The sequence below is a fragment of the Comamonas sp. HJ-2 genome (genome assembly GCF_053615495.1).
Genome location: NZ_JBSIFD010000052.1, coordinates 1 through 10,341 on the forward strand (window position 1 = coordinate 1; position 10,341 = coordinate 10,341).

General features: G+C 54.1%; 11 protein-coding genes. 2 read left to right on the forward strand and 9 right to left on the reverse strand.

Annotated features, from left to right (window positions below):
• The first annotated feature begins 168 nt into the window (after positions 1–168).
• Positions 169–1,413 carry a TolC family protein gene (locus tag ACWGXF_RS23975; RefSeq protein WP_452102566.1) on the forward strand — a complete coding sequence of 415 codons (1,245 nt, stop codon included), beginning with the start codon at positions 169–171 and terminating at the stop codon, positions 1,411–1,413.
• A 117-nt stretch (positions 1,414–1,530) separates the two neighbouring features.
• Positions 1,531–2,055 (forward strand): cytochrome b, encoded by a 525-nt coding sequence (locus ACWGXF_RS23980; protein WP_452102567.1) that lies wholly within the window; start codon positions 1,531–1,533, stop codon positions 2,053–2,055.
• Positions 2,056–2,093: 38 nt separating this feature from the next.
• Here the strand turns inward: ACWGXF_RS23980 and ACWGXF_RS23985 are convergent, their stop codons facing one another.
• From ACWGXF_RS23985 to ACWGXF_RS24025, 9 genes are all read right to left on the reverse strand, one after another.
• Positions 2,094–2,711 carry a DUF4010 domain-containing protein gene (locus ACWGXF_RS23985; RefSeq protein WP_452102568.1) on the reverse strand — a complete coding sequence of 206 codons (618 nt, stop codon included), beginning with the start codon at positions 2,709–2,711 and terminating at the stop codon, positions 2,094–2,096.
• Positions 2,690–3,328: an MgtC/SapB family protein gene (locus ACWGXF_RS23990; RefSeq protein WP_452102569.1), complete on the reverse strand. Its 639-nt coding sequence runs from the start codon at positions 3,326–3,328 to the stop codon at positions 2,690–2,692. Before ACWGXF_RS23990 ends, ACWGXF_RS23985 begins: the two co-directional genes overlap by 22 nt.
• Positions 3,329–3,746: 418 nt before the next feature.
• Complete coding sequence (locus ACWGXF_RS23995) at positions 3,747–4,454, reverse strand: VIT1/CCC1 transporter family protein (RefSeq protein ID WP_452102570.1); 708 nt, start codon at positions 4,452–4,454, stop codon at positions 3,747–3,749.
• 134 nt (positions 4,455–4,588) lie between these two features.
• On the reverse strand, positions 4,589–6,181 hold the full coding sequence (locus tag ACWGXF_RS24000; RefSeq protein ID WP_452102571.1) for a glycosyltransferase family 39 protein: 1,593 nt from the start codon (positions 6,179–6,181) through the stop codon (positions 4,589–4,591).
• 1,457 nt (positions 6,182–7,638) lie between these two features.
• On the reverse strand, positions 7,639–7,980 hold the full coding sequence (locus ACWGXF_RS24005) for an RNA recognition motif domain-containing protein (RefSeq protein WP_080995932.1): 342 nt from the start codon (positions 7,978–7,980) through the stop codon (positions 7,639–7,641).
• Positions 7,981–8,088: 108 nt separating this feature from the next.
• Positions 8,089–8,295, reverse strand: coding sequence for a hypothetical protein (locus tag ACWGXF_RS24010; RefSeq protein WP_452102572.1), 207 nt, complete (start codon positions 8,293–8,295; stop codon positions 8,089–8,091).
• Between the two features lie 371 nt (positions 8,296–8,666).
• A complete protein-coding gene (locus ACWGXF_RS24015) occupies positions 8,667–8,939 on the reverse strand; it encodes an aspartate/glutamate racemase family protein (RefSeq protein WP_452102573.1) in 273 nt (90 codons plus the stop codon).
• A gap of 192 nt (positions 8,940–9,131) precedes the next feature.
• Positions 9,132–9,842 (reverse strand): hypothetical protein, encoded by a 711-nt coding sequence (locus ACWGXF_RS24020; RefSeq protein ID WP_452102574.1) that lies wholly within the window; start codon positions 9,840–9,842, stop codon positions 9,132–9,134.
• A gap of 43 nt (positions 9,843–9,885) precedes the next feature.
• The coding region (locus ACWGXF_RS24025; protein WP_452102575.1) for an ATP-binding protein at positions 9,886–10,341 on the reverse strand (456 nt) is incomplete at its 5' end.

The following is a 10,341-nucleotide window of genomic DNA, read 5'->3' on the forward strand; positions in this document are numbered from 1 at the left end:
GGCAGGGGGATTGATCAGTTCCACGGCTCTGACCTTGCTGTTGTTACCACTGCTGTTTGAGCGCTTTGGCGTAGCACTCAGTGCTAGGGAAGTACAAAAATGAAAGCTGCAAACGCTTTTTGCAATAGAGCCCACGGTAGCTCCAAATCGTATTTTCTGAGTTTGCCTATGAAAAATCGTCTGCTTCATGGCTGTGCCGCAGTTCTACTTTTTACGAGTGCAGCCCAGGCTCAGAGCTACCTGCCTTCGGAGGCTGCGGTGCGCATGGCGGTAGAACAGTCGCCTACCGTGCAAGCGGCCGACGCAGCACGAAGGGGCGCTCAGGCGCGAGCCGACGGTCTGCGCGTTGGCCCTCATGAAACGGTAATCCGCGCTAGTGGTCAGCGCCGTTGGACCCATGATGGCTCCGGTCAGCGCTTTACTGAAGGTCAGATCGCGATAGAGCGACCACTGAGACTTTGGGGAAAGGCCGCAGTTGATGCAGAGCTAGCCGAGGCAACTAGAGCCACAGGCCATTTTGCAGCGCAAGACGCCCGGCACGAAACGGCACGTCAGTTGCTGGCTTTGTGGTTCGCGGCTCTACGCGCTGGTCAGGCCCGCCAGGCGGCGCAGGGCAATGCCGATGCCGCTGCGGAATTGGCCAACATCACCGAGCGTCGCCTGCGTGTTGGCGACGCGGCCAAACTTGAAGCCGAGTTGGCTGCCGCCGAGCAGGCCCGCATGCAAGCAGCACTGGCAGGGGCGGAGGCCGCTCAGACCTCGGCAAGGGCCGATCTCTGTGCGCGGTTTCCCGATCTGTGTCCCATGGCCAGCACTTCCACTGATGCGGCCACCTTGCCCACACCACCGAGCGGATCAGAGACTCAGCTGCGTTTGCGCTACATAGAACACAGCCATGAGTATCTACTAGCACAGTCCGAGGAGGCCTTGGCTCTGCACCAGGCCCGCCGCACGGATCTCGAGCGCCGCCCGGATCCCACTGTCGGAGTGTTTGCGACTAGCGAGCGTGGTGGCTCCGAACGTATTGCAGGCATCAGTATCAGTTTGCCACTAGGTTCGGTACATCGACAATCGCAGGCAGCGGCTGCGCTGGCAGATGCCGACGCGGCACTGTCACGCCGTTTGGCAGTTGAAAGGCGACTGGGCGCTGAGTTCGATGTGCTCTTGAGTCAGTTGAAAGGAAAGCGTGCGGCAGCCACGGCACAGGCTCAAACTGTGACGCTTCAGCGCAGTGCGACCGACCGAGCAATGCGAGCCTATCGTGCCGGTGAATCTGGATTAGCCGATCTGCTGGCGGCACGCCGGGTGCTCGCTGAGGCTGTGCTGGCTGAGCGCATGTCACACATCGACACGCTAGAAAGCGACAGTCGTCTGCGGCTGGACTTGCATGAGATGTGGGATTTTGATGATTAATGCAGCTTGAACATACCCTCGACATTTTTGCACTGCAATCTGAATTAAACCAGTTCGACGCAACGTGATGAATGACGGATATCAACACGTTCCTCGCCGAAAGATAAGGAATCAACAATGACCCGTTCAGACTCATATCCTCGCTCGCTGGTGCTGTTGCACTGGCTGGTTTTCGTCGCAGCGGCGCTCGCAGTCGCTGCCATCGAGCTCAAGGGCTTTTTCCCAAAGGGGTCAGCTGATCGTGCGCAGATGACTCTATGGCATGAAAGCTTTGGCCTCGCCGTACTGCTGCTCATGACAATTCGCCTTGTGGTGCGCGCCAGCGTTCAAGTGCCGCCGCTACCCCCGGGTCCTCGTTGGATGGAGATTTCTGCTCACGCTATGCACTGGTTGCTATACCTGTTGATGCTGGGTATGCCGATACTAGGAGTATTGGCCTTGGCTTGGTCTGGTAAGCCGATCGCTTTTTTTGGGGTCTCTTGGACATTGCCGTTGATGGTGGATACACCTCTGGGCCGCAGCATTAAGGATATTCACGAGGCAGGAGCCAACTTGGTATTTGCGGCAGTAGGTCTGCATGCTGCAGCTGCGCTTTGGCATCAGTTCATAGCTAAAGATGGCCTTTTGATGCGTATGCGTTGAGCTTTGGCCATGTAAATATCTGATGGAGCGTATGCCTGTCAGCCCAGCCACATTAGTGCAAGGCTAGTTCCTGCCACCATTATGGCTAGGCCCAGGCTGATACGTGTTCCATACTTGATGCCCCCGCTGGCAAATGCTAAAGCGGACTTAGCCGTTGCACTGGTAGCAAGAATCAAAACGACCCCCCATTGGGCGGTTGTCAGTGGAAGATTTCCTGAGGCAAAGAGCTGCCCTAAACTTGCAGCAGATGCATGTAGTTCGGCTAACGCGGCGAAGGCTCCCGCGACCAGCACCCCGGTGCTACCAAAGACATGTTGTAGCCAGGCGGACAAAAGCAAAATACAGGCAATGATTACCGCGATCAGTAATGCACTTGAAAGTTTGAATACTCGGTCTGTCTTAAATTCAGTTTGAGGTGATGCTTCCTGTCTGTTCAACAATGCTATGCCAGCAGTAAGAGCGAGAAGAAATGCCGCAACGAGCAAAGGTAGCGTCATTGAAATCATTAGCGCTATCGAAGTTGTCGAAAGAATGGCTATGAACAAACATAGGGACGCCAACTGGGCGAGCATTGCGCAGCCAAATGCTTGTCGCAGCAGATCTCCATCTGCCTTGGCAAGGTTCCCAAAGCTAGCTATGGCGGCAGTAGATGACACAAAACCAGAAAAAAACCAGTAACCGGTAGCCCCCAGCGTGGGCCGAGCACTCGAGTCAGTATGTGGCCAAGCATACCGACGGCCATGAACAGCACAACAACTTTCCAAAGAGCATAGAGGCTCAATACGCCCCAGGGGTCGACGGTGGACTGAGGAAGAAGCGGCAATATGATTAAAGCTGCTGCGCCCAACATAAGGCCATCCCTCAGTTCATACTCGCTGAGCAACTCACGACTCCAATGCTGAATAGTTGCTTTGGAGTGATCGAGCAAAGCGCAGAGGATGCCAAGAGCGGCTGCTAAGGGGGCACTTTTTTGCGATAGCGCACCCAGAGTTAGCGAGAACAGTAGGGTTACCTCAATGGTCAAACTAGGGTGATTGCGGGCTGAATTCCAGTAAGCTGCAACGGCCAAGGCGGCTACAGCCAGGAGCGCCACAATAAAAGCATCTATGCCCAACTCCCATGCGGCACAGCCAAGCAGGGCGGTTATGGCATGTGTCCGGGTTCCTGCCATGTTTAGTCGTTCATGCTCGCGACGTTCGCTCACAACACCAATCAGCAGACCGCAACCTAACGATACGACCCAATGATCGACACCGGCCCAATTCAGCTGCATAAGTCTCAAATCCTCATTCTGATTAAGGCCTCTGAAGTCGATATATCGGAAGACTAAGTAGAGGAGCCGAGCATGAGATGCTTAGTGCCGTACGTCCATAGCAACCGGGGCCGTAATGCAGTGCTGTACTGGTCAGGCGCCTGCTAGAAGTTAAAAACAGTTTGAGATCAGAGATGCATGTCTAATGCTGCTACGCGCGAGCCAACTTCGTCAACCATGCTGTCTTGGTGTTGCCATTCGCGTCAACCTCGGACCTCCCGGGGGGGCGGACTACTCAGTACAAATTATCCTCAGCGGTGGCGATTGTCACCGGTGCGTCTAAATACACAGCTTGACCTGCAGTACACCGTAGTGATGTCCGGAGCAGACCCTGGTCTCTAGCTATAAGCGAAGGGACCAGTTGTTGCACAAAGTATTGCTAAGCTGAAACATTGAAAATTGCTCCTGCACCAGCAGTAATACCCATTGCGAGCGCCCCCCAGAAAGTCACGCGAAAGACACTTTTCACAACTGGTGCGCCACCAATTTTTGCCGCAACTGCACCGAGAGAAGCAAGAGACGCAAGAGCGGTCACAATTGTCCACGCTAGTAAATCTGCCTGTGGGGCTATCAATACAACGGAAAGTGGCAGGGCGGCCCCTCCTGCAAAGCTCCCAGCCGAAGCGAGTGCGGCTTGTATAGGTCTTGCACTTAGGGCATCGGATATTCCTAGTTCGTCTCTCGCGTGAGCGCCTAACGCATCATGCTTCATGAGCTGGGTAGCGACTTGATTAGCCAGCTTGTAGTCGAGTCCTCGCCGCACGTAAATAGCTGTCAATTCTCGTAGCTCTGCCTCGTGGTCCGAGGCAAGTTCTTTTCGCTCACGGTCAAGATCGGCTTTCTCAGTGTCAGCCTGAGTAGAAACTGAGACAAACTCTCCAGCCGCCATAGACATCGCTCCAGCGACCAGTCCAGCAACTGCCGTTGTGATGATGTTTTCATGACTTGCATTGGCTGCTACTACACCGGCGATGAGGCTAGCGGTTGAAATAATGCCGTCGTTCGCACCAAGGACCGCCGCCCGAAGCCAGCCAATGTGTTCTGTGCGGTGGCGCTCTGGATGGGCCAAGTATCGGGATGATTTCATCGGTTGTTGTTGCTTGCTGAACTTTTTGTAGATTCAATCGGCAGCGCGCCCGCACTCGAGTGCGTTGCCTTTAGTGCAGTATCGATCTACTGCTCCGATCAGTTGATTACGCCGCTCGCAGCGGGCCTTTAAATTCAACACTTGTCCCTGTCAGGTGTCCAGAGCCAAACGGCGCGAGAGCCCAGGTCAAGTATCGGTTCAGAGCCAGAGAGTGAAGGTGTCATTAGATTTGTTGCCTTGGGCTCGCCAACAACCCAGACCCGGTGCTTGGCAGTGCACAAAACATGGTTTGCATCCTGCTTGTCCATAAGTACTTGGCGAGCAATATCTGGCGAGAGTTCAGCGGCATCCAATAGCTCCTTCCTCCAGTTGTCGGACTTTGAGGCTTTGGCCGCTTGCCAGTCATCGACGACCCAAGGGACCTGGTCTGTGTGCATGTAAAAGGGCACACCGTAGTACAGCTGTCCGAGCATCATGATCCGATCGCCAGGCTGCACTGGCAGCGCGGCCAGGCGATCCCAGCGAGCTTTCTGAGGAACACCCTTGATGCCGAAGCCGACGGCCAGTGCTGCGCAAAGAATTGCAGCAACACCTAATACGAAAGGCAGTTTGGACTTTGGTCGAAAAATCTTAGTCCCACTGTCTATGAGAGACACATGCCCGATTCGAGCGATAAGGTAGGCAAGAGGCGCAAGGGCCGGAAGCGCATAACCCACGATCTTGCTGCTGGGGAATGAGAAGAACGCCACTACAGCGAGTAGCCAGACGCACATATAGTGGTCCAGACTCGATTGTCCATCAGTAGGTGAAGACTGTGGCTTGACCTCCGGCGGTGTTTTCCACCACTTAAAGAGCGTGTAGGTACCGAACAGTGTCCATGGAAGACATGCAAGTGCGATCACTGCCAAATAGAACCACCAGGGTTGCGGGTTGTTGAAGCCCGTCTCTGTGTACCTCTGGAAGTGCTGTGTGACGAAAAAATAATGAAAGAATTGCGGATGCTGCTTTTGCGCAAACCATGCCCATGGGCCTGCTATCGCAAGTACGGCGAGCCACACTGGGGGAAACAGGGGTAGCGCTAGTTGTTTCCAGCGACGTTCCCAAAGCATCCATAGGAACCACACCAAGCCTGGCAAGACTATGCCAATGAGCCCTTTGGCGAGAAAGCCGAGACTAGCAAAAACGCCCGCCGCCGTGATCCAGGCCTGCCAGTGTTTGCCAAGCCGGGACTCCATGGTGGCAATGAATGCGCATGCGGTGCAAGCACACACGCAGCCTGCCAGCAGCATGTCCATGTTGGCATACTGAGAAGCCAAATAGGCGAAGGGCATCGTGACGAAGATGATGGCTGCGCTAAAGGCGGTCGAGGCGTTTGTGTAGCGCCGGGCCAGAATTAGCAGACTCATCGATGCCATCCATGCACCCAGCATCGATGGAAGTCGTGCTACCCAGGCATGTACACCGAACAACTCATAGCCTCCGGCTGCGAGCCAGTAGTACAGAGGTGGTTTGTGAAAGAAGGGTAGTCCGTTGAGGTGGGGGGTCACCCAGTTTCCAGTGCGTAGCATGTCTAACGCAACCACGGCATAACGACCTTCATCTGGGTCGCTCAATGGTCGAATCCATGCAAAGACTAAGAGCCACAGCGCCATTACCACGCCGTAAGCTAGGGTGTCGTTGAACTTGCTGCGTGAGACCCGCACGCCCAGAGTGATGGAGGTCGACATGAGCTAAATCAGACCACCATGTGAATCAATGAAAGCGGCTGCGCAACCTCCAAAGCAGCCAGCCTCAAACTTTTGCATTCTTACCAACGACATCATCGACTCCTTTGGCTACATAGGCCGTGATGTGCTTGGACAGAACATGCTCACCAGCCGTTATTGCTGGCGGGAATCTAGGCTTCGCAACTTATCAATTTCTTAAAGAATCTGAATTTATCTGTTACGTGAAATAACATTCAATAAATGTCATCACAATTAGGCTGCAGTGCTTCGAATCCTCGTGTATTCGTTGATCCCATTGCTAGCGTGGAAGGCTTGCAACGCACCCATTACAGCTAAGGGTGGCCGCCAGTCCTTTTGATGCGGATCAGCGCGCTCGCGCTATTGAAGTGTTGACCAACCCCAATAAGAAAACTAAGACACCCTGTGGAGCAGAAGTACATTGCCCGAAGACCAATCCCGGCGTAGATAAATCTCCTACTCGTTGGATTGCAAGCCCAAGTCCGATTGAGGATGCTCGAATTGCCTCAGCGTTGACACTCATCTGGGACCTGCTATTGACTGCTATGTAGTTAGGCCGCACTGCAGCTAGGAGAGGCTCAATCGCTGCACCACAACACTGCTGCCAAGACAGGAACGTCAGCACAGGGCCGACAGCACCTGTTCGCCACTGTTAGCGGCAGTCATCCGAAATTCCGGACAGTCCAATGAGTGCTTTTAGGTTTGGAGCGGACTTCCAAGGAGGTCCTACTCCAGCGATTGCTTAGAGCACTTGTAGTCATTGGCATCTTTGGGTCGAGCACCAGCAGGCAGCCTAGTAGTCGTCGAGCTGAGGAGCGTGGCGGCTGTCCGCTCAAAGCCGATCTGCGACCGTCGCAACACGACCCAAAGCAGAAGCCCGGTGGTCACCCAGGTTCTACAACTGCCAATGATGATTAAGGCCATCGGAACGATAGGCGGTATCTTTCTTCAAGTTACAACCATCGAGTCAACGCTCCAAAAAATTGCTCGTTAAAGAGACTAGGCAAGGCCAGTGCCAAAGCCCAGAAAGTCACTTGATGAATTACGCATCGCTCTCGCTGTTCGCCGCCCTTGCATTGGCTTCAATGCCAAGTCATTCAGAGGTCTATGTGGGCATAGGCTATGGTGCTCCAGCACCTTATGTGGCTGCACCGTCCCCGTCGTACTACTACGCGCAACCGCCCGTTCAATACGCACCACCGACTGTCCAGTACCTGCCGCGACCAGTCTATGCTCCTCCCCCCGTGATCGTTGCTCCTCCGCCAGAAGCTTTCCCCGATTGGCGCTGGCGCGAAGACCGCCACCGCTGGAACAGATGGCAACGACACCATCATCGGGGCTGGCGCGAAGATGAAGATGATTGATGTAGTAATCGTCCCGCTTGCTGAAACAAAAAACGCCCTCGAAGTGAGGGCGTTTTTCTTGGATTTGTAGCTGGATCAGTAGCCACCGCCATAGCCATCGTTGCCATAGCCAACGTTAGGACGAGAGCTGGCGCGGAATTCGCGGTTGCCACCGAATCCACGACCTTCTTCACGAGGTTTTGCGAGATTGACAACGATCGAACGTCCATCGACAGACATGCCATTCAAAGCAGAAATGGCAGCTTGACACTCATCCGCAGACGTCATTTCTACGAACGCAAAGCCTTTAGAGCGTCCAGTCTCACGATCCATCATGACTTTGGCAGAGGTTACGGTTCCGAACTCTGCAAAGTTGCTTCGCAGGCTGGAGTCGGTCACGGAGTAAGGCAGGTTGCCAACGTAAATTTTTGTGCTCATGGGAGCCTTTTCTAGTGGTGACGCCTCAAGGATTGACGCATCGTTTGAATGTTGCGGCGCGAGTAGGAATCCACAGCAACCGGATGAAGTGGAGAGCTCGTTAGCGGATCAGCAAGTAGATGGCTGCATGGTGCTATGCAGCCAGCCTTGGGTTACAGCAAAGATCTTTGCCGCTTCGGTCGAGGCAAATTTTTTGTCAAAGCGAAAAACACGGCAGTAGTTGCTGTTTTGCCTTGTGCGCTGAAGTGCGAAGGAAGCTTGAAAGCGACCGCAATTGGTCTTGTGTGATGTGGGCGTAACGAAGTACTTGCCCATAGCGATAGGAGTCAGTGGAATCTAGTTCAATCAGAGCAGGCAGAGAGGCCCGCATGAGCTTTCGGTAACTCGATTGGCTGCTGCTCTACAGCCAACGGCGCGAGAGGTCTCGCGAAAAATTTCTTACAGGAGGGCGTTTTGACTTCCGTACGAAGCTGCAAAACGACTGGTTGAAGTTTGCAGCTAGCGCCTATCATAATACTTTCATATAAAAAGTACAAATTTTATTATTTTTACTTTGCTCGGTGTTCTACACATCTGGTGGCTAGTTCTCCCGCCGATCGATCATCTGCCTTTGGCCGGTAGATGACCGTCGCTGAACGACCCAAAGCAGCCACTCAACAGCGCAGATGGCGATGCTCGACGTTGGCTCAACTCGATACCACGGCTTGAACCAAAGCCTCTACGTGGATCTCAACGGTATCGAGACAGGGGACTGGGCTGTTGTTGTCACTCAGGATCAGCGGTAGCTCGGTACAGGCCAGTGCTACGTGGTCGATACCTTCGCGCTGCTGCAAATCCTGAATGATGGCAATGAACTCCTGACGAGTGTCCTCTTTGACAATACCGCGCTCAAGCTCTGCCTCAATTTTTGCCCGGATGAGCGTGATCTGAATCGACCAGCTATTCCTACATAGCCACAAGCCTCACAGAATTGCGCCTCTCGAACTCTACTGGAGACAGGCCATCCGCAGCGTTCATGGCGCGCGATCAACGGTTTAGAGCATTGCATGGCAATACTGAGACGTCGAATCCGAATTGAGCGCAGCGGGATATGTTGGTTTACCCAGACGCTCGGCATTGCCGCGCAACATCGGGAAACGGATAGTTGAGCTTCAATTGTTTGCTGGGGCCTGCGCCGATGCTGGCTTGCGCGTTGCAGGTCTTGAACCAGCCACTTTTCGGCTGGCATGCACGGCCAGGACGTTCTGCACGAAGCGGATGCCCGTGGTTCTTCCGGCAAATGCCGCAATCAAATACTGCCCGAGAAACCAAGCTGCGGACGCCATCATGCGTGTTGAGTCGACGCCACCGAGGTACATGACCAGCGGGAGTACCGGAACGAGCAGCAGCGACATCGCCGCGATGTCTCGGAACAGTAGGTAATTTTTATGGCTGTCCACGACCGAAGGATCGGAGTCAACTTGCTTGTACAGACCGTACCATTTTGAATTCTGCTCTCTCTCCGCACTCGGGAACTCACCCACATTTTTCTTCAGTTTGTCCAGGTCGATCCGTGGGTCTGCAGGTGCATGTACGGAAAAAGCACGAGCGCCTGGCAACGGTTGCTGACGGCGCCAGAACACCAGGATGGCCTTGTGATCAGAGGAAATAAGCGAGGAGAGGATCAGCGCTGGGATAGGCAGCAATGTTGTCAAGCTAGCACGAATGACGGCGACTTTCGTCAGCGTTAGCTGGTCGATCGCGGTGTTGAATGCGATGACCAGGAGCGCAAGGACGTCTAAGACGAGAGTGGCGACCAACCAAGCCAGATTTCGGCCTTTCAGGGTCTTGCTGTTAATTTCCACGCATAACTGACCCGCCATTTCCATCTCAAACTGACCCACCCTTTGGCTTGAGCCGTAAGGCTCAAGATGTGGATAAGGTTTTGTTTCTCTCCTTCTTGATGGGCGGTTGTTGGACTGCACTGCTGTGCTTGAAGCGGTAGCTGTCGTTGCCTGTTTCCAGAATATGGCAGTGGTGGGTCAGACGGTCCAGCAGAGCCGTGGTCATCTTGGCATCACCAAACACGCTGGCCCATTCGCTAAAGCTCAGGTTGGTGGTGATTACTACGCTGGTGCGTTCGTAAAGCGTCGAGAGTAGATGAAACAGTAGCGCACCACCTGATGAGCTGAAGGGCAGATAGCCCAGCTCATCGAGTATCACCAGATCCGTATGCACCAGCCTGTGGGCGAGCTGTCCTGCTTTGCCTTGCACTTTCTCTTGCTCCAAGGCATTAACCAATTCCACAGTAGAGAAGAAGCGCACCCTTTGACGGTGGTGCTCAATGGCCTGAATACCCAGTGCCGTAGCAATGTGCGTCTT

Coding starts and splice junctions, on each gene's coding strand:
- ACWGXF_RS23975 (WP_452102566.1), top strand. CDS start 169: ATGAAAAATCGTCTGCTTCATGGCTGTGCCGCAGTTCTACTTTTTACG.
- ACWGXF_RS23980 (WP_452102567.1), top strand. CDS start 1,531: ATGACCCGTTCAGACTCATATCCTCGCTCGCTGGTGCTGTTGCACTGG.
- ACWGXF_RS23990 (WP_452102569.1), bottom strand. CDS start 3,328: ATGCAGCTGAATTGGGCCGGTGTCGATCATTGGGTCGTATCGTTAGGT.
- ACWGXF_RS23995 (WP_452102570.1), bottom strand. CDS start 4,454: ATGAAATCATCCCGATACTTGGCCCATCCAGAGCGCCACCGCACAGAA.
- ACWGXF_RS24000 (WP_452102571.1), bottom strand. CDS start 6,181: ATGTCGACCTCCATCACTCTGGGCGTGCGGGTCTCACGCAGCAAGTTC.
- ACWGXF_RS24005 (WP_080995932.1), bottom strand. CDS start 7,980: ATGAGCACAAAAATTTACGTTGGCAACCTGCCTTACTCCGTGACCGAC.
- ACWGXF_RS24010 (WP_452102572.1), bottom strand. CDS start 8,295: ATGGGCAAGTACTTCGTTACGCCCACATCACACAAGACCAATTGCGGT.
- ACWGXF_RS24020 (WP_452102574.1), bottom strand. CDS start 9,842: ATGGCGGGTCAGTTATGCGTGGAAATTAACAGCAAGACCCTGAAAGGC.